The 23160-nt window shown below is 57.8% G+C and carries 23 protein-coding genes and 4 tRNA genes; 20 read left to right on the forward strand and 7 right to left on the reverse strand.

Annotated features, from left to right (window positions below; translation table 11 throughout):
- Nucleotides 1-136 precede the first annotated feature (136 nt).
- Entirely contained in the window at nt 137-2155 is a 2019-nt protein-coding gene (locus BEN47_RS08505; protein WP_070727208.1) for a T9SS type A sorting domain-containing protein, read from the forward strand.
- Between the two features lie 27 nt (nt 2156-2182).
- On the opposite strand, the gene BEN47_RS08510 is transcribed toward BEN47_RS08505, so the two are convergent.
- The 4 genes from BEN47_RS08510 to BEN47_RS08525 all read right to left on the reverse strand — a co-directional run bounded on the left by BEN47_RS08510 (nt 2183) and on the right by BEN47_RS08525 (nt 4388).
- Nucleotides 2183-2710, reverse strand: a complete 528-nt coding sequence (locus BEN47_RS08510) for a GNAT family N-acetyltransferase (protein ID WP_070727210.1) — start codon at nt 2708-2710, stop codon at nt 2183-2185.
- A gap of 117 nt (nt 2711-2827) precedes the next feature.
- A complete protein-coding gene (locus BEN47_RS08515; protein WP_070727212.1) occupies nt 2828-3058 on the reverse strand; it encodes a hypothetical protein in 231 nt (76 codons plus the stop codon).
- Between the two features lie 129 nt (nt 3059-3187).
- Entirely contained in the window at nt 3188-3715 is a 528-nt protein-coding gene (locus tag BEN47_RS08520) for a hypothetical protein (protein WP_158010937.1), read from the reverse strand.
- A gap of 58 nt (nt 3716-3773) precedes the next feature.
- Nucleotides 3774-4388, reverse strand: coding sequence for a hypothetical protein (locus BEN47_RS08525; protein WP_070727215.1), 615 nt, complete (start codon nt 4386-4388; stop codon nt 3774-3776).
- Nucleotides 4389-4522: 134 nt separating this feature from the next.
- On the opposite strand from BEN47_RS08525, the gene BEN47_RS08530 reads away from it, so the two are divergent.
- The 6 genes from BEN47_RS08530 to nadD all read left to right on the forward strand — a co-directional run bounded on the left by BEN47_RS08530 (nt 4523) and on the right by nadD (nt 8838).
- Complete coding sequence (locus tag BEN47_RS08530) at nt 4523-5287, forward strand: glycosyltransferase family 2 protein (RefSeq protein ID WP_070727217.1); 765 nt, start codon at nt 4523-4525, stop codon at nt 5285-5287.
- Nucleotides 5284-6330, forward strand: coding sequence for a glycosyltransferase family 9 protein (locus BEN47_RS08535; RefSeq protein WP_070727219.1), 1047 nt, complete (start codon nt 5284-5286; stop codon nt 6328-6330). The genes BEN47_RS08530 and BEN47_RS08535 overlap by 4 nt, the downstream gene beginning before the upstream one ends.
- A gap of 290 nt (nt 6331-6620) precedes the next feature.
- Complete coding sequence (locus BEN47_RS08540; protein ID WP_070727220.1) at nt 6621-7265, forward strand: sigma-70 family RNA polymerase sigma factor; 645 nt, start codon at nt 6621-6623, stop codon at nt 7263-7265.
- An 85-nt stretch (nt 7266-7350) separates the two neighbouring features.
- Entirely contained in the window at nt 7351-7650 is a 300-nt protein-coding gene (locus BEN47_RS08545; protein WP_070727222.1) for a hypothetical protein, read from the forward strand.
- 28 nt (nt 7651-7678) lie between these two features.
- Nucleotides 7679-8263, forward strand: a complete 585-nt coding sequence (gmk, locus tag BEN47_RS08550; RefSeq protein ID WP_070727224.1) for a guanylate kinase — start codon at nt 7679-7681, stop codon at nt 8261-8263.
- Nucleotides 8260-8838 carry a nicotinate (nicotinamide) nucleotide adenylyltransferase gene (gene nadD, locus BEN47_RS08555; RefSeq protein WP_070727226.1) on the forward strand — a complete coding sequence of 193 codons (579 nt, stop codon included), beginning with the start codon at nt 8260-8262 and terminating at the stop codon, nt 8836-8838. Before gmk ends, nadD begins: the two co-directional genes overlap by 4 nt.
- Nucleotides 8839-8917: 79 nt before the next feature.
- Here the strand turns inward: nadD and frr are convergent, their stop codons facing one another.
- The 3 genes from frr to BEN47_RS08570 all read right to left on the reverse strand — a co-directional run bounded on the left by frr (nt 8918) and on the right by BEN47_RS08570 (nt 10924).
- A complete protein-coding gene (gene frr, locus BEN47_RS08560) occupies nt 8918-9481 on the reverse strand; it encodes a ribosome recycling factor (RefSeq protein WP_070727229.1) in 564 nt (187 codons plus the stop codon).
- Nucleotides 9482-9577: 96 nt separating this feature from the next.
- Nucleotides 9578-10378 carry a UMP kinase gene (gene pyrH / locus BEN47_RS08565; protein ID WP_083322262.1) on the reverse strand — a complete coding sequence of 267 codons (801 nt, stop codon included), beginning with the start codon at nt 10376-10378 and terminating at the stop codon, nt 9578-9580.
- Nucleotides 10379-10420: 42 nt separating this feature from the next.
- The gene (locus tag BEN47_RS08570; RefSeq protein WP_070727231.1) at nt 10421-10924 is read right to left on the reverse strand and encodes an acyl-CoA carboxylase biotin carboxyl carrier protein subunit; all 504 of its coding nucleotides are present in this window, start codon (nt 10922-10924) and stop codon (nt 10421-10423) included.
- A gap of 97 nt (nt 10925-11021) precedes the next feature.
- Here BEN47_RS08570 and BEN47_RS08575 point away from each other — a divergent pair, with 97 nt between their 5' ends.
- From BEN47_RS08575 to rpoB, 13 genes are all read left to right on the forward strand, one after another.
- On the forward strand, nt 11022-13610 hold the full coding sequence (locus BEN47_RS08575; protein ID WP_070727233.1) for a M1 family metallopeptidase: 2589 nt from the start codon (nt 11022-11024) through the stop codon (nt 13608-13610).
- Nucleotides 13611-13780: 170 nt separating this feature from the next.
- Nucleotides 13781-13863: transfer RNA gene (locus BEN47_RS08580), tRNA-Tyr, on the forward strand.
- 17 nt (nt 13864-13880) lie between these two features.
- Nucleotides 13881-13953: transfer RNA gene (locus BEN47_RS08585), tRNA-Gly, on the forward strand.
- A gap of 19 nt (nt 13954-13972) precedes the next feature.
- A tRNA-Thr gene (locus tag BEN47_RS08590) sits at nt 13973-14044 on the forward strand.
- Nucleotides 14045-14211: 167 nt separating this feature from the next.
- Complete coding sequence (gene tuf, locus BEN47_RS08595) at nt 14212-15402, forward strand: elongation factor Tu (protein ID WP_070727236.1); 1191 nt, start codon at nt 14212-14214, stop codon at nt 15400-15402.
- Nucleotides 15403-15553: 151 nt separating this feature from the next.
- Nucleotides 15554-15624: transfer RNA gene (locus BEN47_RS08600), tRNA-Trp, on the forward strand.
- A gap of 62 nt (nt 15625-15686) precedes the next feature.
- Entirely contained in the window at nt 15687-15881 is a 195-nt protein-coding gene (secE, locus tag BEN47_RS08605; RefSeq protein WP_070727239.1) for a preprotein translocase subunit SecE, read from the forward strand.
- A gap of 12 nt (nt 15882-15893) precedes the next feature.
- Complete coding sequence (gene nusG / locus BEN47_RS08610; protein WP_070727241.1) at nt 15894-16460, forward strand: transcription termination/antitermination protein NusG; 567 nt, start codon at nt 15894-15896, stop codon at nt 16458-16460.
- Between the two features lie 121 nt (nt 16461-16581).
- Nucleotides 16582-17025, forward strand: coding sequence for a 50S ribosomal protein L11 (gene rplK, locus BEN47_RS08615; protein WP_070727243.1), 444 nt, complete (start codon nt 16582-16584; stop codon nt 17023-17025).
- A 19-nt stretch (nt 17026-17044) separates the two neighbouring features.
- Nucleotides 17045-17743, forward strand: coding sequence for a 50S ribosomal protein L1 (gene rplA, locus BEN47_RS08620; RefSeq protein WP_070727245.1), 699 nt, complete (start codon nt 17045-17047; stop codon nt 17741-17743).
- Between the two features lie 14 nt (nt 17744-17757).
- Entirely contained in the window at nt 17758-18306 is a 549-nt protein-coding gene (gene rplJ / locus BEN47_RS08625; RefSeq protein WP_070727247.1) for a 50S ribosomal protein L10, read from the forward strand.
- Between the two features lie 63 nt (nt 18307-18369).
- The gene (gene rplL, locus BEN47_RS08630; protein WP_070727249.1) at nt 18370-18750 is read left to right on the forward strand and encodes a 50S ribosomal protein L7/L12; all 381 of its coding nucleotides are present in this window, start codon (nt 18370-18372) and stop codon (nt 18748-18750) included.
- A 271-nt stretch (nt 18751-19021) separates the two neighbouring features.
- Nucleotides 19022-22891: a DNA-directed RNA polymerase subunit beta gene (rpoB, locus tag BEN47_RS08635; RefSeq protein WP_193427137.1), complete on the forward strand. Its 3870-nt coding sequence runs from the start codon at nt 19022-19024 to the stop codon at nt 22889-22891.
- Nucleotides 22892-23160 lie beyond the last annotated feature (269 nt).

Raw genomic sequence — 23160 nt, forward strand, 5'->3', positions numbered from 1 at the left:
TTGATTCTTGATTATGCCGTTTGCACTACCATTTCTTCGGAATATCAGCCCTCGTTGGGTCCTCTCTTTCGTTTTAGGGCTAGCTAGCGCGCTGCCACTGCTGGCCCAGGCCCCGCTCCCCGACACGCATTGCCTGATGCTGCCCCTTGAGCCCGCCCGCCGCGCCCAGCAGTCGGGGTTGGTCGTCGAAGCCGAAGTTCTCACGGCGCAGGGCTTTTGGAACGCGGACCACACCCGCTTATTCACCAGGCATCGCCTCCGGGTATTTTCCCTGTTGAAAGGCCAGGTAGCAGACACCACCGGCCTGGTGCTAATCACCGAAGGCGGTCGGCTAGACCTCGAGCAACAGGTATTAACCAACACGCTGCAACTCGTACCGGGCCAGCAAGGCGTGTTCTTTTTAACGCCGGCGCCGTGGTCCGGCCTGCCGGCCGTCGCTGGTAAAGCATGGACTCCTTTCGGCAGCGAGCAGGGATTCATTCAGTACAATACCGCCGAGGGCACGGCCACGGAGCCTTTTCGTCGGTACGCCGCTATCGATGGTGCTTTTTACAAAGAACTAACCCGGCACACGGGCCAAAACCGCCGGGTGCTGCGCGCCAACCCGGCCCTGTCTCCTGCCGTGCGTGCGGTGCAGCGGGGCACGCTCGCGCCCATAGTCACGGGCCTGGCTCCCCAGCAACTGCCCGCTGGCGCCGAGGCTGTGCTCACCATCAACGGCGACGGCTTCGGCAGCACCCGGGGCACCGGCTTTGTGGAGTTCCGCAACGCCGACGATGGCGGCGCCACCCGCGTAAAAGCCCGCGAGCGCGACTACCTCTCCTGGACCAATACCCGCATCCAGGTGCGGGTGCCTTCTGCCGCCAACGGGGGCCAGCCCGTGAGCAACGGCCACCCGGCCGGCTCGGGCCCGGTGCGCGTGACCACCAGTGACCAGCAAAGCGGCGACAGCCCGAGCGCGGTGACCATCATCTACGCGCTGACCAATGTGGAAAGCACCGACGGCACCCTGCTCCAGCGTCCCAACCACATTGCCCAAAACACCTCCGGCGGCATCACCTTTCGCTTCGGGCCCAATTTCACGGCCCGCGCCTCGGCGGCAGCTTCCTGGCAGCGCGCGCTGGCCACCTGGCGCTGCCAAACCGGAATGAACTGGGAGATGGGACCCGATTTCACTACCAACGCCATTGCTGAAGACGGCCAGAACGTGGTGGCCTTCGATACCGGTGCCGAACTGCCCGACCGCGTGCTGGGCCGCACCACTACCTACTATCGCGGCTGCTTTGCGCCCGGCGGCAGCCTGGTGTTCTGGGTGAAGGAAATCGATATACAGTTTGACGACGCCGCCGTGTTTCAGTTTGGACCGGCCCCGGCCCTGAGCGCCCTCAATCAAATTGACTTCGAAACCGTGGCGGTGCACGAGTTGGGCCACGCCCACCAGCTGAGCCACCTCATCCTGCCTGGCGCGGTGATGCACTTCGCCATCGGCCGCGGCCAGAACACCCGCGCCCTCAACCTACTCAGCGACGTGGCCGGCGGGCGGCAGGTGCTGCGCGCCCGCAGCTTCAAGAACCTGGGCTGCGGCGGACCGGCCATGCTGCCGGCCCCGCTCATCAGCTTCAATGCCCAAAACACCACCGGCATTGGCGTCACCCTGAACTGGGCCACCCGAGACGAATGCTTCCTGAGCAGCTTCGCAGTGGAGCGCAGCACCGGTGCCGATACCACCGCGTGGGTGCGCTTGGGCACGGTGGCCACCAAGCCCGGCGGGGGGCAGTACCAGTTTTTCGATGCCCAGACGCCCGGCGGCCTGCTCTACTACCGCCTGCGCCTGCTGCGGCCCGACGGCTCCCTCGACAACGTGGCACCCGCCCTGATTACCACCCAAGGCGCCAGCGCCACGATTTCCATTTTCCCCAATCCCGTGGTCGGCACCGATATCCTGCGTGTGCAGTACCCCGCGGCTGTGGAAGGCAGCGTGGTTTTTCGCTTGTACGACGAGTTGGGGCGCCGGGTCAGGGTTACCGGTCTCAGCGTTGTAGCCGGGCTGAACCTGCTGCCGCTCGATATAACGGGCCTCCGCCCGGGCTTTTATATCCTGCGGTGGGAGGATGCGCAGGGCGGCATGGGCAGCCAAAAGTTTGTGCGGCAATAAGGGCGCGCCCGCTCCCGGCCCGCGCCACTAAAAGCTGCGCCCCGCTACCGAAATAGCTGCGGCTTCCGCGGCCGGGGCCACCACGTAACTGCTCAGTTGCGTGGCGTCGAGGTTGCCGTTCAGCCACTCGGTTTCTATGTTTGCGCCCAGCCTTTTGTAGAAGTTGATGGCCGGCTCGTTCCAGTCCAGCACCTGCCACTTGAGGCGCACGGCGCCGGTGGCGCGGGCCTCGGCCACCACGGCATCAAAGAGCAGCTTGCCCAGGCCGCCGCGCCGGGCGGCTTCCGTCACCACCAGGTCCTCTAGGTACAGCATTCGGCCCTTCCAGGTAGAGTACGCCGTGTAAAAGAGCGCAATGCCGATGATTTGAGTTTCGGGGTTTTCCAGCACGAAAAAACTGAAAATAGGAGCGGGGCCAAAGCCGTCGCGCTGCATATCGGCCAGGGTGTTGGTCACGGCGTCGGGGGCCCGCTCGTACATGGCCAGCTCCTGAATGAGGGCCAGCACCTGAGGCAAATCGGCCTCCATGCCGCGGCGCAAGGTATAGTTAGTCATCGGTTGGGTGCAGGAGCTGGAAAAGGTGAAACGTAACAAAATGATACAAAAATGAGCAATGAAAAACGCCTCATCCGGCACCGTTCATTGCTCATTCATAACTGCAGGCTGCCTGAATTACATCTGGGGCTGCATTTTCTTGATGTCCTCGGTGGCATTCACGGAGTTCAGCTCCCGGTACTGCTCGGGCTGCTTGGCACCGGCGGTGGTGTCGGGGGCCGGGGGCAGCGGGGGCAGCGCGTTGGTGGCAATGTCTTCTTCCGTTTCGCCGGTAGATGGGCCACAGGAGGGCAACGTGAAGGAAAGCAGGGCAGCGGCCAGCAGGCCGGGGAAAAGCGTTTTTTTCATGTGTGGGAAAACGAATTGGGGCGCAAGTTACGCACGGAGTGCGGCTTGCGATGCGAGAAATTGCAGGCTGTCCTACGGGGAATTGCGGCCGGCCGTTGGGCTGGATAGGCACTGCGCGGTTGAGGGCGCTTATTCTAGCACGGTAAACCACGGCACTCCCAGGCGCCCGTTGTGCAGGGCAATGTCCACCTTCTGGCCTGTGCGTACGTGGTTGTAGTACTCGCTGCTCACCTGCACATCCTCGGCGGAGGCAACCGGCTCCCAGGCATTCACTTTGAGATAGTAGCTGGTGTGGTTTCCCGAAGAAATGTGCTTGTCGAGCACCTGCGTGGAGTATTCAATAGCCGGCGAATCATCGTACACCGCGTTGACAACGGAACTTGCCCCGTATCCATAAACGCCCGCCAGCAACACGATTGTGCCGCCCACGCTGGCCACCGAACCGGGCCGAAACAGAAACTGCCGGCTGCCTATGGCCAGCAGCAGCCCCGCCCCAACCGCTGTAGCGCCCACTACGGGCCACATGAGCGCATAGCTAATCAGCTCATAATCGAATAATGCCCGCAGCGACAGACCCAAGCAAGGAAAGAGAATGGCTGCTACGACGGACGGGTAGCCGGAATTCTGTTTTTCATCTATTCGCAGAGAGTGGGGCATGAGCCACAGGGCCGCAGTGGCCAGCACTGGCACCAGCAACCCAGCCAGAATGGCCCAGTCATAGGGGGCGGGGAATGAAAACCAGCCAGGCACATACCACGCCACCGGCAATATTCAGTGTCCGGGCAACCATTGCGGCTTTGGCCAATGTCTCCGCTCTTTCTTCGGCATTGCGGCCTAGGTCGTGGTCTTCGAGCAGCCCCGCCGTGGCGCGTTCCAAATCTACCCGGTTCAAATCGGGGTAGCGTGCTACCAGCCATTGCTGAATCTCCTCGTACCGCTCGGTGGTATGACCGATTTTTAGCTTTGGCAGGTGGGGCGACATCGGAACGATGTGCGTGTATTTATCGTCGGCCCGAAATCCTTTTATCTCGTGCGCGGCCAAGGTTTTGGTTTTAAACGCGCCCACCTGGCTCACGGACTGCTCCTGAACCACAAGGCGCCCTTTGGCCGTCTCAAATAACCCATAAACCAGAAAGGCAGCCATTCCCAGCCCTAAAATCGCAAAGCCCGCCAGGAAGTACCCAGGTACGGGGTTCTCTCCATTCATCAGCATAAAAGGCAGAGCCAGAAAGAGCAGTATAAGCAGGGGAGCTCCAACATAAATCAGGATGCGGTAAGCTTTAGCAGTGCGGTATTCTTGAGGAGCGGTTTGCAGCGGAGCGGCCAGCATGGTGACAGAAGTAGAAAGCGAGGAGGTAGAATGGTAAGCCGAGAAGCTATATCGGCCCAATATACGCTGCTGCCAAGCTCCCCTCGCCCCGCTATTACCTTTGCCTTCCTCGGCCACTTATTGCCTGTTCCCGCGTGGTTCCTCTCTCCGTCGTCATCATCACCTTCAATGAAACGGCCAACATTGCCCGCTGCCTCCAGGCGCTGGGCGACGTGGCCGATGACGTGGTAGTGGTCGATTCCTTCTCCACCGACAACACCGTGGACATCTGCCGGCAGCACGGCGCCCGCGTTGTGCAGCATGCCTTCGCCGGCTACGTAGCGCAGAAAAACTACGCCACCACCCAGGCCCATTTTGACCACGTCCTGCAGCTCGACGCCGACGAAGTCCTGACCGACGAGCTGCGGGCGTCCATCAAAGCCGCCCGGGCCAACTGGCAGCACGCCGCTTACAGCCTGGCCCGCCTCACCAACTACTGCGGCCACTGGGTGCGCCACGGCGGCTGGTACCCCGACCGCAAACTGCGCCTCTACGACCGCCGCCTGGGCCGCTGGACCGGCCTGCTCCTGCACGAGCGTTACGAAGTAAACGCCGGCCTGACCACCGGCCCGCTCGTCGGCCACGCCCTGCACTACAGCTACCACAGCATTGCGCAGCACGTCAGCCAGCTCAACAAATTCACCAGCATCACGGCCCAGGAGCTGGCCCTGCGCGGCAAAACCAACGTCAGCTTGTTTCACCTGCTGTTCAAGCCGCTCTGGAAATTCGTGCACGGCTATTTCTTCCGGCTGGGCCTGCTCGATGGCTTCGCGGGCCTCTGCATTGCCAGCATTTCGGCCTGGGGCGTGTTCCTGAAATTTGCCAAGCTGAAAACCCGCACCGAGCAAGCCGAAGCATGAGCCAGACCTTCCTCGTGTCCCGCACCGATGCCATCGGCGACGTGGTCCTGACCCTGCCCGTGTGCGGCCAACTCAAGCAGCGCTACCCCAGTTGCCGGGTGGTGCTCATTGGCCGAACCTACACGGCGCCCGTGGCCGCGGCCTGCCCCTGGGTCGATGAGTTTTTAAACTTAGATGAGTTGCTGAGGCAGCCGGAAGCAACCCAAGTTGCCACCTTGCAGGCATTTGCAGCGGCCGCCATCGTGCACGTCTTCCCCAACAAGCTGCTCGCCCGCCTAGCCCGAAAGGCCGGCATTCCCGTCCGCATCGGCACCCGCAACCGCTGGCAGCACTGGCTCACCTGCAACCGCCTGGTGGCGCTCAGCCGCCGCCACTCGCCCCTGCACGAAGCCCAGCTGAACCTGCAGCTGCTCCAGCCGCTGGGCTTCAGCGACCCGCTCAGCCTGCCCGAAATTGCCAGACTGGTGCGCCTGTACCCCACTGAGCCGCTCGCCGTGGCGATGCAGCAGTTGCTGCAAGCCCGCCATGCCGGCCAGCTCAACATTATCCTGCACCCGCGCAGCCGGGGCAGCGCCCGGGAGTGGGGCCTCGACAATTTTGGCCAGCTAGTCCGCCTGCTGCATCAGGCCGGTCACCGGGTTTTCGTCACCGGCACCGCCGCCGAAGGGGAGGAGCTTGCCGCGTGGCGGCGGCAGCACGCCGCCTGCCTTGCGGCCGACCTCACGGGCCAGCTTACCCTGCCGCAATTCCTGGCCTTCATTGGCGGGGCCGATGGGCTGGTGGCGGGCAGCACCGGGCCGTTGCACTTGGCGGCGGCACTGGGTCGGTATGCGCTGGGGCTGTATCCGCCCATTCGGCCCATGCACCCGGGCCGCTGGGGGCCGCTGGGCCCGCACGCCGAATTCACGGTTTTCGATAAGCCCGCCTGCGACGACTGCCGGGCCGAGCCGGCCTCGTGTCACTGCATCCGGGCCATTGCGCCCTTGGCAGTTGCCGCTCGGGTACTTGCCTGGTCGCCCTTGAAGCAAGTAAAGCACGGTTGAACATTAGCCGTTTTGTGCCGTTAGTCTGTTTCTAAATCCTGGCCATGCAACCAACCCGGCGCCGAAATCCGTACATCAAGCATTATTGCCTGCCAAAAGCAGCGCTCCCGCTGGCAGTCTGCCGCCCAGACTAACCTGCTGAGTTATTGTTCAGCTGAAAATTTAGCGCAACATCAACCCGGAATGAAGCACTCCGGCTATTTTAGTATTCGGGTCTTGTTTCAGCTAGTTTTGTCCCAATCAGCTATTATTTCGTAGGTTTCGGCTTACAATTCCCCCCGCCCACCTGTATGAGCGATTCTCCCGAACGGGTTAAACTGAGTAAAGAGGAAAAAGACCGGCGCTTTCAGGCCGAGTTGATGCCCGTGCTCGACCCGCTCTACAACTTTGCCTATCGCCTCACCCTCGACGAGGACGATGCCAACGACCTGGTGCAGGAAACCTACCTCAAGGCGTACCGGTTTTTCGAATACTTTGAGCCTGGTACCAACGCCAAGGCTTGGCTTTTCCGCATCCTCAAGAACTCGTTCATCAACGACTTCCGCAAGAAGAGCAAGCAGCCCGCCAAAGTTGATTACAGCGAGATAGAAGGGTATTACAACCCCGACGATGTGGAGGCGGAAGGCGAAATTGGTGCTTCGTCGTCCGACATGCGCCAGCAGTCCGCCCGCGATTTGATTGGCGACGAAGTGGCCAGTGCGCTAAATTCTTTGCCCGTCGATTTTCGCACGGTTATCATCCTCTGCGACCTTGAAGGTTTTACTTACGAGGAAATGGCCAAAGTGCTTGATATTCCGATTGGTACGGTGCGTTCACGCCTGCACCGGGCCCGCAATTTCCTAAAGGATAAGCTCGAGAAATACGCGCAGTCAATGGGATATGGCAATGATGCAATTGATGACGAAACGGAACTAACAGAGGCTGAAAATAATTAACCTCCCGAATAGCAGCTGCCGCGGTGTCGCGCTTCCTTATCGTTTCACATATCCCTGTCTCTCACCTTCTTTTCTCGTTTCAACTATGGACCAATCTGCTACTACTTCAACCAATACGTCGGCCCCCGTTGCCATTGCCCCCGACAACGGCCCCGACTGTGAACGCGTGAACACTGTACTAGACCAACTCATCGAAGGCCAGCCTGTGACGGCGGAGGACGAGGATTACCTCTACGACCATGCCAGCGACTGCTCGCCCTGCTTCGACGACATCAAGAAGCAGCAAATCTTCATTGGTTTCCTGAACCAGCGCGTATCCCGCCGGCCCAGTCCGCTGAGCCTGCACGACTCCATTTTGGCACACGTGGGTGCTCAAATGGCCTAATACCGGAGCTACTGGCTAGCTTTGCGTGATGCAAGGCAAAATCATCGTGTTTTCGGCGCCTTCGGGTGCTGGAAAAACCACCATCGTGCATCGGCTCATGGAGCGGGTGCCGGAGTTGAGCTTTTCCATTTCGGCATGCACCCGCGACCGCCGCGGTCGTTCCGAGGCCAATGGCAAAGACTACCATTTTATTTCCGTCCAGGACTTCCAGGACAAAATTCGGCACGACGAATTTGTGGAATGGGAGGAAGTCTATGAAGGTGCCTTCTACGGCACGCTGAAGTCGGAAATCGAACGCATCTGGGAAAGTGGCAAGCACGCCATCCTTGATGTGGACGTGAAAGGCGGCCTCAGCATTAAAGAGTTTTACAAGGACCGCGCCCTGGCTATTTTCGTCCGCCCGCCGTCCATCGAAGTCTTGGAGCAACGCCTGCAGGCCCGTGCTACCGACTCCCAATCCAGCATTTCTTCGCGGGTATACAAGGCCAACTTTGAACTTGCGTTCGAAGACCGGTTCGACGTGACCGTAGTTAACGACAACTTGGACGAAGCCACAGCCCACGCCGAGAAGCTGGTCCGCGATTTCGTCAGCGTCGAAGCCGCCATTGTATGAGTGCGGCCCGGATTGGCCTGCTTTTCGGCTCGTTCAACCCCGTGCATATCGGCCACCTCATTCTGGCGGAGCACTTTGCTACCCGCACTGATTTGGCCGAGGTCTGGCTTGTGGTATCGCCCCACAGCCCCTTCAAAGCAGTGGCCGACCTGCTGCCCGACGCCGAGCGCCTGCGCTTGGTCGAGTTGGCCCTGGCCGGCAACCCGCGCCTGCGCGCCGAAGCCATCGAATTCAGCCTGCCGCGCCCCAGTTACACTATCGCCACGCTCGATGCCCTGCGCCAGCGCCACCCCACTCACGATTTTGTGTTGTTGATGGGCGCCGATAACCTTCCCGGCCTCCCGCGCTGGCAGGAGTCCGCCCGCCTGCTCGCGGAAGTCGACATCTACGTGTACCCTCGCCCCGGCACCGAAATACAGGATGTAGCCCAGTTTCCCCGCGTGCAGGTCCTGCAGGCGCCTTTGCTCGACATTTCGGCTACCTACATCCGCGAGAGCCTGCGCACCGGCCGCAGCATCCGCTACCTGGTTCCGGCTGCCATTGAAGAAGAGCTGCACCGGGTATTCAAGTTGTGAATTTCCTCCAAAACTCCTTGCCAAAAAAGAAGCCCGACGATATTTCGCCGGGCTTCTTTGTGTCTTCAAATCGACCAAATCAGATGGTCATAATCTCCGATTCTTTCTTGCTGAAGGTTTTCTCAACCTCGGCAATGTAGGTGTCCGTAATTTTCTGCACCTTTTCTTCGGCGCTTTTCACGGCATCTTCCGAAGCACCGTCTTTCAGCAGCTTGCGCAGCGACTCGTTCACGTCCTTGCGGATGCCACGAACCCGCACCTTGCCGGCTTCCGACTCGTTTTTGGCCTGCTTCACCAGGTCGCGGCGCCGCTCCTCGGTCATGGCGGGAATGTTGAGCCGCACACCATCGGCATCTGAAACCGGGTTCAGACCCAGGTCGCTGTTCTTGATGGCCTTGGCTACTTCAACCACCATGTTCTTCTCCCAGGGCTTGATGAGCAGGGAGCGGGCATCAGGAGCCGTAACCGTGGCAATCTGGCTGATGGGGGTAGCCGTACCGTAGTAGTCCACGCGCAGGCCGTCCAGCATCGCCGGCGATGCTTTGCCCGCCCGAATACGGCTCATTTCCACGTTTACGTGCGCCAAAGCCTTGCCCATTGATTCAGCAAGCTCGTCGAGGTAAAACTGAATTTCTTCGTCCATTTTTTGGAGGTGTTGAATTTTAAGGATTGAGTGTTGAAGGACAATTAAGCTGAGCGGAGTCTAGTGGGGAATTCAAAACTCAGCATTCAAAGTTTCTTACGCTTGCTCCGGCTGGTTGCCCATCAATGGCTCCAGCGGGGGCAGCAGGGGTGCCAAAGTAGCTTTTTTGGCGTTGCGCCGGCCTTCGCCGCCCATGCTTACCAGGGTGCCCATCGGCTCGCCGTTCAGGAGGCGCTCCAGGTTACCCGGCGTATTCATATCGAACACAATAATGGGCAGGTTATTCTCTTTGCAAAGCGTGAAGGCCGTCATGTCCATCACATTCAAGTTCTTGCTCAGGACTTCGTCAAAGGTTATCTCATCGTAGCGAGTGGCCGTGGGGTCTTTCTCGGGGTCGGCGGTGTAAATACCGTCGACCCGGGTGCCTTTCAGCACCACGTCGGCTTCAATCTCAATGGCCCGCAGCGAGGCGGCCGAGTCGGTGGTGAAGTACGGCGAGCCAATGCCCGCCCCGAAAATGACCACCCGGCCCTTTTCCAGGTGCCGCACGGCGCGCCGCCGGATGTAAGGCTCGCACACCCGCTGAATGGTGAGGCCGGAGAGCAGGCGCGTGCTCACTTCCAGTTTTTCGAGGGCGCTTTGCAGGGCCATGGAGTTGATAACCGTAGCGAGCATGCCCATGTAGTCGCCCTGCACACGGTCAAGGCCAAAGGCTTCGGCTTGTACGCCGCGGTAAATATTGCCACCGCCAATCACGACGGCAACTTGCACACCGGTGGCCGCTACGGACTTGATTTCGGACGCGTACTGCATCAGCCGCTCGGCATCGATGCCGTATTGCTGTTGGCCCATCAGTGCTTCGCCGCTGAGCTTGAGGAGGATGCGGGTATATTTCAAAACGAAGTAATTGAGGAATGTAGGATGGGGAAGGGCTGGCCGTTACGCGAACTGTACCAGAACCTGGCCTTTTTGCACGTTGTCGCGCAGGTTCACCTTCAGTCCGGCAACGGTGCCGTCGGCTGGCGCTTTCAGAATATTTTCCATCTTCATGGCCTCCAACACCAGAAGGGGGTCGCCTTTTTGCACGGTTTGGCCGGGCGTCACCCGAATATCAACGATGAGGCCGGGCATGGGAGCCTTCAACTCGTTTACTTTCGTGGTGGCGGCATTGCTCATGCCCAGGCGCTCAAGCAGCAGGTCGAACCGGTCCTTGGCATTGAGCTCGACGCGCTGCCCGTTTATCTTTAATACAATATTCTTAGTCGCATAATCCGTTGATACAACTTCCGCATTATACGAACGACCTTCGTGCAGCACGTGGAACCGGCCTTCGCCCAAATCTGCCATATCCCAGGCAAAAGGCTGTCCGTTAAGCGTAATACTATCGGCGGCGCGGTAGTCAACTTCCCATAGTTGTTCGGGGCCGGTGCTGATTTGGAGCATCTGAGGAGGATAGGGTGGGATGGAAGCAGGGGTTAAAGGTAGGCCAAATCTCAAATTAATTCAGAAATTCAAGCGTTTTTCGCCCGTTCTTGTCGGCATGAAGTATTTGGTTCCGGGCCTTACCAGCCTGTTGTTATGTGTTCAGCTCCTGGCGGCTGCCCAGGCGCCGGCCTCCGGCCCGCGCCGGCCCGCCACCAAGGGCCCGGTGAACAAAAAAGAGTCGCCGGCTGCTGTTACATCGCCTGCGCCCGCTGGACTGGTAGTCCCGTCGTGGCTGCCGGCCGATGCCCCCCTGCAGCCCGCGGCCACCATCCTTACCGACGTAGTAGACACCAAGCTGGATGTGCGCTTCGACTACAAAAAACAGCACCTACTTGGCACGGCCCTGCTCACGTTGCGCTCCCATTTCTATCCGCAGTCCGAGGTGTCGCTCGATGCCAAGGGCTTCGATATTCAAAAGGTGGAGCTGGTAAGCGATAAGAAACCCAAGGTCCTCGCTTTTACCTACGACCGGCGTAAGCTCGTCATTGCTCTCGACCACCCCTACCCGCGCACTACGCCCTACCAGGTTCGCATCGTGTATGTAGCCAAGCCCAACGAGCTGCCCCAGGGCGGTTCGGCGGCCATCACCTCCGATAAAGGGCTATACTTCATCAACCCCCTCGGAATCGAGAAAAACAAGCCCCGTCAAATCTGGACGCAGGGCGAGACCGAGGCCAGTTCCTGCTGGTTTCCCACCATCGACAAGCCGAACCAGCGCATGACGCAGGAAATCAGCATGACGGTGGAAAAGCAGTTCAAAACGCTTTCCAACGGCGTCCTCACTGCTTCCAAGACTAACGCCGATGGCACGCGCACCGACACCTGGAAGCTTAAACAGCCCCACGCGCCCTACCTCGCTTCTATGGTAGTCGGCGATTTTGCCGTGGTGAACGACTCCTGGCACGGCAAGCCCGTCGATTATTACGTGGAGCCGCAATACGCCGGCACCGCCCGCGCCATCTTCGGCCGCACCCCCCAAATGCTCGATTTCTTCTCCAAGAAGCTGGGCGTAGAATACCCTTGGGACAAATATGCTCAGGTGGCCGTGCGCGACTACGTGAGCGGCGCCATGGAAAACACCACCGCTACCACCCACGGCTCCACCATCCAAGCCACCCGGCGCGAGCTGCTGGATGCCAACTACCAGACCAGCGAGTCCGTGATTGTTCACGAGCTGTTCCATCACTGGTTCGGCGATTATGTTACCAGCGAGTCGTGGGCCAATTTGCCCCTGAACGAGTCGTTTGCCGATTATTCCGAGCTGCTCTGGGCCGAGCACAAGTACGGCCCCGACGAAGCCGGCCTTGTGCAGGAGATAAAAATCAACAACTACCTCGAAGAAGCCCAGTCCAAGCGCGAGCCCCTCATCCGCTACCGCCACACTAACCGGGAAGACATGTTCGACCGCCACTCCTACGACAAAGGAGGCCGCGTGCTCCATATGCTCCGCAAGTATGTAGGCGACGAAGCCTTCTTTGCCTCCCTCAACCGCTACCTCGTCCAGAACAAGCAAACGGCAGTCGAACTCTCCCAGCTGCGCACCGCCTTCGAAGAAACCACCGGCGAAGACCTGATGTGGTTTTTCAACCAATGGTTCTTGCAGCGCGGGCACCCGGAGTTGCGCATCACCCATTCCTACGCCAACAACCAGGTCACGCTGCGGGTGCAGCAAACCCAGGACACCCTGTTCCAGCCCGTCTTCCGCCTGCCCGTCACCGTGGCCGTATGGACCAATAACAACCAACCCACCGAGCACCGCATCACCGTCACCAAAGCCAGCCAGACCTTCGTGCTGCCCGCCAACCAGAAGCCCAGCCTGGTTAAATTCGACAACGAAAGCCAGCTACTGGCGCAGTTTGACGAAGAGCGCACCCAAGACGAGCTGATATTCCAGTTCTACCACGCCCGCAGCTATCAGCAGAAATCGGAAGCCCTGGACTTGCTCCAGAATAAGACCACGGAACTTGCGGTGAGCGGCCTGTTGCGCAACGCCATGACCGACAAGTTCTGGGCCGTGCGCCGCCTTGCCCTCGACCACCTGCGCCGCTACCGTGGTCCTGAGCCCGAGGGCATGCGCAAAGACATCCAGCAGCTGGCCACCACCGACGTCAACCCCAAGGTGCGGGCGCAGGCCATCACCACCCTGGCGAGCTTCCCTGATGGCACCTTTGGGCCCATCTACAGTGCCGCCATCAGCGACAGTTCTGCCTTGGTTGCCGCAGCCGCCATTCAGGCCCTTGCCAAGAAGCCCGACTTGAACACCAGCCAGCAAGTGGCTACCCTCGACAACACCACCAGCAGCCCGCTTATTCTGGCCGTAGCCAACTACTACGCCACAAACGGTACCCTCGACCAGTACGGCTGGTTCCTGCGCCGCCTGCCCGACGTAGCCGAGGCCGACCTGTACGCCTACTTTCAATCCTTTGGCACCCTTATGACGCGTATCCCGCCCGTAGAGCGCGACAGCGGCATCAAAACACTGGAGGAATACGCCCGCAATTCACCCCGCTACGAAATCCGGCTCGGGGCTTACCGGGGCCTGGCCCTGCTCATGCCCACGTCCCCAAACCTGAAGGCGCTTCTGCAAAACATCCGCGAAAAGGAAACCGATGACCGACTAAAGGCTTTTTATAACCTTATGTAGAAGGGCATAAACCCGCTTTTTTGAAAAAAGTCGAAGGTTTTTTTGCTGCACCCCTTGCCCGTTGTCAGAAAAGCCCTAATTTTGCGACTCCTTACGAAACACTACTGCCTCGGTAGCCAGCAAAACGAAAGGGAATAGCTTCTTGGCAATCGGCCGATGAGCGACAAATTGGGGAGGTTCCAGAGCGGCCAAATGGGACAGACTGTAACTCTGTTAGTGTAAACTTTCGAAGGTTCGAATCCTTCTCTCCCCACTTTTTGATGGCCAACTGCGGGAGTAGCTCAGCTGGTAGAGCGGCAGCCTTCCAAGCTGCAGGTCGCGGGTTCGAACCTCGTCTCCCGCTCATTTTTTTATTAGCATAAGCCGTTTTAGCTCAGTGGTAGAGCACTTCCTTGGTAAGGAAGAGGTCATGGGTTCAAATCCCATAAATGGCTCAGATTATAATACAAGACCTACAGGCCATATTTTCGGGCTGTGGGCGCGGTTCTCTCAGGTAAGCGACGCACAGTTTTCTATTTCGTAGGGGCTGAGTCTCGCTTTCTTGTTGTAGGGTCGGTTTTATTCTCAAATTCACTTCACCACCTCTTTTTTACTCTTTACAATGGCTAAAGAAAATTTCGACCGGTCCAAGCCGCACGTAAACATTGGTACCATCGGCCACGTCGACCACGGCAAGACCACCCTGACCGCTGCTATCACGCAGGTGCTGGCCGGCAAGGGCCTGGCCGAAAAGCGCGATTTCGGTTCGATTGATAACGCCCCCGAAGAAAAAGAGCGTGGTATCACCATCAACACCTCGCACGTAGAGTACTCGACGGTTAACCGTCACTACGCTCACGTTGACTGCCCCGGTCACGCCGACTATGTGAAGAACATGGTAACCGGTGCTGCTCAGATGGACGGTGCTATCCTCGTGGTAGCGGCCACCGACGGCCCAATGCCCCAGACCCGTGAGCACATCCTGCTCGCTCGCCAGGTAGGTGTTCCTCAGCTGGTGGTGTTCATGAACAAAGTAGACATGGTCGATGACCCCGAGCTCCTCGAGCTGGTGGAAATGGAAATCCGTGAGCTGCTCTCGTTCTACGACTTCGATGGCGACAACATTCCCGTTATTCAGGGTTCGGCCCTCGGCGGCCTGAATGGCGACGCTGCTTGGGTGTCCAAAATCGAAGAATTGATGGACGCAGTTGATTCGTTCATTCCGATTCCTGCTCGTCTGACCGACCTGCCTTTCCTGATGCCTGTTGAGGACGTGTTCTCGATTACTGGCCGTGGCACTGTTGCTACCGGTCGTATCGAGCGCGGCATCATCAACTCGGGTGAGCAAGTTGACATCCTGGGTATGGGCGCTGCTGCCGGCCTGAAGTCGACGGTTACGGGTGTGGAAATGTTCCGCAAAATCCTCGACCGTGGCGAAGCTGGTGACAACGTAGGTCTGTTGCTCCGCGGTATTGAAAAAGAAGCCATCCGTCGCGGCATGGTTATCTGCAAGCCCGGTTCGGTAACGCCTCACCAGAAGTTCAAGGCGGAAGTCTACGTTCTCTCGAAAGAGGAAGGTGGCCGTCACACGCCGTTCTTCAACAACTACCGTCCGCAGTTCTACCTGCGTACCACCGACGTTACCGGCATCATCACCCTCCCCGAGGGCGTTGAAATGGTAATGCCCGGCGACAACATCACCATCACCGTTGAGCTCATCAGCAAAGTGGCAATGGAGAAAGGCCTGCGTTTCGCTATCCGTGAGGGTGGCCGTACGGTAGGTGCCGGTCAGGTAACTGAAGTTCTCGACTAAGCTTCGGCTTAATCAGTAAACAAAGCCGCTCTCGAATACCTCGGGGGCGGCTTTTTTACGCTGAAAACAGAAGGCCATATTTGTTTTGTCCGCTGTTTCTCTTACCTTTGCACTCCCTTTGGCGAAATGCGCTTTGTGGGAATGCTAATAAACGAGTGTGGTGCAGCGGTAGCATACGGGTCTCCAAAACCTTTGACGGGAGTTCGAATCTCTCCACTCGTGCAATCTGGGTCAGTTGGCCCGCTCCATGTCGTTACCAGCGGCAACGCTGCTTTTTTCATCCAATGGACAAACTGAGCAATTATTTCCGCACCACCATCGAAGAGATGCGCTATAACGTAACGTGGCCCTCTACGACGGAACTGCAAAAGAGCGCCGGCCTGGTTCTCATTGGTTCGCTCGTGTTTGCCGTGGTGGTAGGCGTCATGGACATCAGCTTTGAGTCGGTACTTAAAGTGTTTTATAACTCATTTCGCTAATCAGCAATCAAGATGGGCGAACTGAAATGGTACGTGGTACGCTCCGTGAGCGGCCAGGAGAAAAAAGCCAAAAACTACCTCGAAACGGAGCTCGGCCGGCATAACCTGACCGAGTTGGTGCCGCAGGTACTGATTCCGGTAGAGAAAGTGTTTGAGATGCGCAACGGCAAGAAGCGTGTCCGCGAGCGGAACCTCTACCCCGGCTACATCATCATCCACGCCGACCTCGGCCACGGTGAAGTAGACCACATCATCACCAGCACGCCCGGCGTGATTGGTTTTCTCGGTGACAAAGACAAGAAGGACGCGGCCAATAACAAGCCCGTGCCCCTGCATATCACTGAGGTGAACCGCATTCTCGGCATTGTAGACGAAGCCGAGCAGCAGACCACCGCCACCCTCGACAAGCCCTACGTAGTGGGCGAACTCGTGAAAGTGGTAGATGGCCCGTTCAATGGCTTCTCCGGCAACGTAGACGAAGTATTTGAAGAGCGTAAGAAGCTCAACGTAGTCGTGAAAATCTTCGGCCGTTCGCAGCCGGTAGAACTCAGCTACACCCAAGTAGAAAAAGAGGTGTAACCCTCTCTCGATTATACCACGCCGGCTAATTGCTCCGGGTCGGCGGGGCTTCCAACTAGGAGTTTATACAAACTGAGGCAAGCACGAGTTACGACGTAGGAGCCACAGCCTATACAATCAAATGGCCAAAGAAATCAGAGGTTATCTGCGCTTGCAGATAAAGGGAGGCTCAGCGAACCCATCGCCGCCGGTAGGACCTGCACTTGGTAGCAAAGGCTTGAACATCATGGAGTTTTGCAAGCAGTTCAACGCTCGCACCCAAGATAAAGCCGGCCAAGTTTGTCCTGTACTCATCACCATGTACACCGACAAGTCGTTCGACTTTGTGGTGAAGACGGCACCGGCTCCGGTGCTGCTCATGGAAGCTGCTAAGTTGACGAGCGGTTCGAAAGAGCCTAACCGGAACAAAGTAGGCTCCGTGACATGGGACCAGGTGCGCACCATCGCCGAAACCAAAATGGCTGACCTCAACGCCTTCAAGGTGGAGTCGGCGATGAAGTCGGTAGCTGGTACGGCTCGCAGCATGGGTATTACCATCAAGGGCGACTCTCCTTTTGCTGAATAATTAAAAGGAAAAACGACAGATGGCAAAAATCAGCAAAAAGCGCAAGGAATCCCTTGCCAAGCACGACCTCACGGAAGTGCGCAGCCTCCTGGAGGCTGCCAAAGTGGTGAAGGACATTACCTACACCAAATTCGACGCTTCGGTCGATATCGACGTTCGCCTTGGCGTGGACCCTCGCAAAGCGGACCAGATGGTTCGTGGCGTGGCCACCCTGCCCCACGGCACCGGCAAAACCGTTCGCGTTCTGGCGCTCGTGACTCCCGATAAGGAGGCCGAAGCGCTGGCCGCCGGTGCCGATTTCGTGGGTCTGGACGACTATATCTCGAAAATCGAGAAAGGTTGGACCGACATCGACGTCATCATCACCATGCCCGCCGTAATGGCTAAGGTAGGTCGCCTGGGCCGCGTGCTCGGCCCCCGTGGTCTGATGCCGAACCCGAAGTCTGGTACCGTTACGACCGACGTAGCAAAGGCTGTGCAGGAAGTGAAGGCTGGTAAAATCGACTTCAAAGTCGACAAAACCGGTATCATTCACTGCTCCGTTGGCAAAGTGTCATTTGATGAGAAGATGCTGGCCGAAAACGCCCTAGAAATTATCCAGACGTTGGGTCGCCTGAAGCCTTCTTCGTCGAAAGGCACCTACATCAAGAGCATCACGCTCAGCAGCACGATGTCGCCCGCCGTTCCGGTGGACAGTCAGGTAAACTCCGCTAACTAATTAACCAACCAAACATGACCAGGGAAGAAAAACAAACCCTCGTGGATGAGTTGAGCGGAAAGATTCAATCGCACAACTCGTTCTACATTGTCGATGCTTCGGTGATGTCGGTAGCGAAAATCAACGAGTTTCGTCGTCTGTGCTTCAACCGCGGGATGGAATACAAGGTGTACAAAAACACCTTTATCCGGAAAGCGCTGGACACCTTGGGCCACGATACCTCGGAGATGGATGCCGCGCTGAAAGGCCAGTCGGGCGTGTTGTTCTCGCAAGAGAACGGCTCGGCTCCTGCCAAACTGCTGCGCGACTTCTACAAATCGCAGGCTTACGGCCGCAACGTAACGCCCAAGCCCGTGCTGAAAGGCGCTTATGTGGATGCCAGCATCTACATCGGTTCCGACCAGCTCGAAGGTCTCACGACCCTCAAAGGCAAGCAGGAACTGCTCGGTGAACTCATCGGCCTGCTGCAATCGCCTGCCAAGAATGTTATTTCGGCTCTCCAGAGCGGTGGCAACAAACTGGCCGGTATCCTCAAAACCCTCAGCGAGAAAGAGGCTGCGTAGTCCGCTACTTTTTCGCACTCCAATCAAATTTTCAACAACACTTTTTTTTAACAATCTACAGAAATGGCAGATTTGAAAGCATTCGCTGAGCAGCTCGTAAACCTGACGGTGAAAGAAGTAAACGAATTGGCAACCATCCTGAAGGACGAGTACGGCATCGAGCCCGCTGCTGCTGCTCCCGTAATGATGGCCGGTGGTGGCGCTGCTGCTGCTGACGAGGCTCCCGAGGAAAAGACGTCGTTCGACGTTATCCTGAAGGCTGCCGGTGGTGCTAAGCTGGCTGTAGTTAAGCTGGTTAAGGACCTGACAGGCCTTGGCCTGAAGGAAGCCAAAGAGTTGGTTGACGGTGCTCCCAAGGCCGTGAAAGAAGGCGTAACCAAGGACGAGGCTGACTCGCTGAAGAAGCAGCTTGAGGAAGCTGGTGCTGAAGTAGAAGTTAAATAGTTTCTGCTCCTGAAGCATCTCCGGACACGCTTCGAATAAGGATAGACCTGGCAACTTAGCCAGGTCTTTTCCTGTTTGTAGCGTGTCAAAAGCGCGAGCCAACCAGTTCGCGCTTCTTTGCGTCAGCTAACTATACTGTTATCAGTTTGTTAAGGAGTGCGGGCCTGACCCGTGTTGTTGACGGGCCGCCACCTTGGCCTCCTTTTTACGCTTCTGTGTCCATCTTTTAATCCCCATCGCATTGGCTACACCGAAAGCAAAGACGGCCGCCCTGAAGAAAACGGCCGCCGAGCGAATCAATTTCGCCAAGATTAAGAAGGTTATCGAGTACCCGGACTTTCTGGATGTGCAGGTTCGCTCGTTCCAGGAGTTCTTTCAGTTGGAAACCGCCGCTGAGCGTCGTTCTAACGAAGGATTGTTCAAAGTGTTCGCCGAGAACTTCCCAATTTCGGATTCGCGCGAAAACTTCGTACTGACCTTTATCGACTATCACGTTGACCCACCGAAATACTCGGTCGACGAGTGCATCGACCGTGGTTTGACTTATTCAGTTCCGCTGAAAGCCAAGCTGCGCTTGGTTTGCAATGATAAGGACAACGAGGACTTCGAAACGATTGAGCAGGAGGTGTTCCTTGGGAACATCCCTTACATGACCGTGAAGGGTTCGTTTGTTATCAACGGGGCCGAGCGCGTTATCGTATCGCAGCTGCACCGCTCACCGGGCGTATTCTTCGCCCAGAGCAAGCACACGAACGGTACGAAGCTGTATTCGGCCCGCATTATTCCGTTCAAAGGCTCGTGGATTGAATTTGCCACGGACGTGAACAACGTGATGTACGCATACATCGACCGGAAGAAGAAATTCCCGGTGACAACGCTGCTCCGCGCCATCGGCTATGGCACCGACAAAGACATTCTCGACTTGTTCGGTTTGTCAGAGGAAGTGAAGTCCGACAAGAAAAACCTCAAGAAAGCCGTTGGTCGCAAGCTGGCTGCCCGGGTGCTCCGCACTTGGACGGAAGACTTCGTGGACGAGGATACCGGCGAAGTGGTATCGATTGACCGCAACGAAGTGTTGCTGGAGCGCGATGCCACGATTGAGGAAGCCGATATCGAAGTGATTCTGGAGGCCGGCGCGAAGTCGGTTATTCTGCACCGCGAGAATGTGAACATTGCAGATTTCGCAATCATTTACAACACGCTGCAGAAGGACAACTCCAACTCGGAGAAGGAAGCCGTTGAGCAGATTTACCGCCAGCTCCGGAACACGGAGGCTCCCGACGAAGAAACTGCCCGTGACATCATTCAAAAGCTGTTTTTCTCGGACAAGCGCTACGACCTCGGCGAGGTGGGCCGCTACCGGATTAACAAGAAGCTCCAGATTGGCATGGACCAGGAGTCGCGGGTATTGACCAACCAGGACATCGTGCTGATTGTGAAGTACCTGATTGGCTTGAGCAACTCGAAGGCCATTGTCGATGACATTGACCACTTGAGCAACCGTCGGGTGCGGACCGTGGGCGAGCAGCTTTACGCTCAGTTTGGCGTGGGTCTGGCCCGGATGGCGCGTACCATCAAGGAGCGCATGAACGTGCGTGACAACGAAGACTTCAAGCCGGTGGACCTGATTAACGCCCGGACTTTGTCGAGCGTTATTAACTCGTTCTTCGGTACGAACCAGCTGTCGCAGTTCATGGACCAAACCAACCCGCTGGCTGAGGTGACGCACAAGCGTCGCGTATCGGCACTCGGGCCGGGAGGTCTGTCGCGGGAGCGCGCTGGTTTCGAAGTACGTGACGTGCATTACACGCACTACGGTCGTCTTTGCACGATTGAAACGCCGGAAGGACCTAACATTGGTCTGATTTCGTCGCTGTGCGTGCACGCTCGCGTGAATGCCATGGGCTTCATCGAAACCCCTTACCGTGACGTGAAAGCGGGTAAGGTGGACATGAGCCCCAATGTGAAATTCCTGACGGCTGAGGAAGAGGACACCCACCACATCGCGCAGGCTAACTCCCTGTTGGATGAGGGCGGCAACCTGACCCAGGAGCTGGTGAAAGGCCGTTTTGAAGGTGACTTCCCCGTGGTGAATCCTTCGGAGTACTCCTACATGGACGTGGCCCCGAACCAGATTGTATCGGTGGCAGCTTCGCTGATTCCGTTCCTGGAGCACGACGACGCCAACCGTGCGCTAATGGGCTCGAACATGCAGCGCCAGGCAGTGCCGTTGCTCCGCCCCGAGGCTCCGATTGTGGGCACGGGCCTGGAGGCGCGTATCGCTAGCGACTCGCGTACCCTGATTATGTCGGAAGGCGAAGGCGTGATTGACTACGTGGACGCCAACAAAATCGTGGTGAAGTACGACCTCACGGACGACGACATCATGGTGAGCTTTGATGCCGAGCGCATCACCTATGACCTCATAAAGTTCCGTCGCACCAACCAGGACACCTGCCTCAACCTGACGCCGCTCGTGAAGCGCGGCGAGCGGGTGACCAAAGGCCAGGCCCTCTGTGAAGGTTATGGTACCAACAAGGGCGAACTCGCTCTGGGCCGCAACATGCAGGTGGCCTTCATGCCGTGGCAGGGCTACAACTTCGAGGATGCCATTGTCATCTCGGAGCGCGTGGTGCGCGACGACATCTTTACTTCAATTCACATTGAGGAGTTTGAATTGGAAGTGCGCGAGACCAAGCGCGGCGAAGAAGAGCTGACCTCGGAGATTCCGAACGTGAGCGAAGAAGCCGTGCGCAACCTTGACGACAACGGAATCATCCGCCTTGGTGCGGAGGTGAAGGAAGGTGACATCCTGATTGGCAAAATCACGCCGAAGGGCGAGACGGACCCCACGCCGGAGGAGAAGCTACTCCGCGCCATCTTCGGCGATAAGGCCGGCGATGTGAAGGATGCCTCGCTTAAGGCGCCGCCCTCTTTGCAGGGGGTGGTTATCGGCACCAAGCTCTTCTCGCGTCCTAAGAAAGACAAAAACCTCCGGGCCAAGTCGAAGAAGGAAGTGGAAGACCTGAAGGCGACTTACGCGCAGGAATTGCGCGGCGTGAAAGCCATTATGGTGGACAAGCTGGTGCAGCTGCTGGAAGGCAAGACGAGCCAGGGCATCAAGCACCGCTTCGGCGAGGAGATGATTGCCAAGGGCGTGAAGTTCAACCGCAAGAACATCAACGAGGGGATGTTCCCCGAGAAGAACCCTTACAAGGACGAAAGCAACTACGCCGTTCCGGAAGAAGTGAACCTGTTCAAGGACCTGATTCTGGAAGGCTGGACGGCCGATGCCCGCGTAAACGGCCTGGTGCTGGAGCTGGTGCGTAACTACGCCAAGCGCCGTAACACCATCACCGCGCGCTTCAAGCGTCAGCGCTTTACCCTGGAGGTGGGCGACGAGCTGCCCGCCGGCATCGTGCAGCTGGCCAAAGTGTACATCGCCAAGAAGCGCAAGTTGAAGGTGGGTGATAAAATGGCCGGCCGCCACGGTAACAAGGGTGTAGTAGCCCGCATCGTGCGCGATGAGGACATGCCCTTCCTGCCCGACGGCACGCCGATGGACATCGTGCTGAACCCGCTCGGGGTACCAAGCCGGATGAACATCGGTCAGATTTACGAAACCGTACTCGGCTGGGCCGGTCTGAAACTGGGTCGCACCTATGCTACGCCGATTTTCGACGGTGCTACCGAAGACGAAGTGGCGCACGAGCTGACCGCGGCCAACCTGCCCGATTGGGGCCGGGCTTACCTGCACGATGGTCTGACGGGCGACCGTTTCGACCAGCCGGTAACCGTGGGCGTGATTTACATGCTCAAGCTCGGTCACCTGGTTGACGACAAGATGCACGCTCGTTCCATTGGGCCGTACTCGCTCATCACGCAGCAGCCGCTGGGTGGTAAGGCGCAGTTTGGTGGCCAGCGCTTCGGCGAGATGGAGGTGTGGGCACTGGAGGCCTTCGGTGCTTCCAACGTGCTCCAGGAAATACTGACCGTGAAATCGGATGACGTGGTGGGCCGCGCCAAGGCGTACGAAGCCATTGTAAAAGGTGACGTTCTGCCCAAGCCGAACATCCCTGAGTCGTTCAACGTGCTGCTCCACGAATTGCGTGGTCTGGCACTGGAAATCACCTTGGAGTAGTATTAGCGCAGGTTGCTGGTGAGGCCGAAAGCTTCGCCAGCAATCTGCCGCTTATCTGTCGGCAGGCAACAGGAGGCACTGATTGAGCGACTCTGGTAACGAAAGATGAGAAAACGCTTCGGTGAAAGAGGAGTAGGGGCTGTTCCGAGATATGGTCAGTACAGCATCAACCCCCAGTGAATCCTAATCGAAGGCCTTCTTATCAGTCAGTTCTGCCGTCAGATTCAATAAATAGACCTTTTTGAAGTGTCTTTGCCCGACATACCTAT

This window comes from Hymenobacter lapidarius (assembly GCF_001816145.1).
GTDB classification, from domain to species: Bacteria; Bacteroidota; Bacteroidia; order Cytophagales; family Hymenobacteraceae; genus Hymenobacter; species Hymenobacter lapidarius.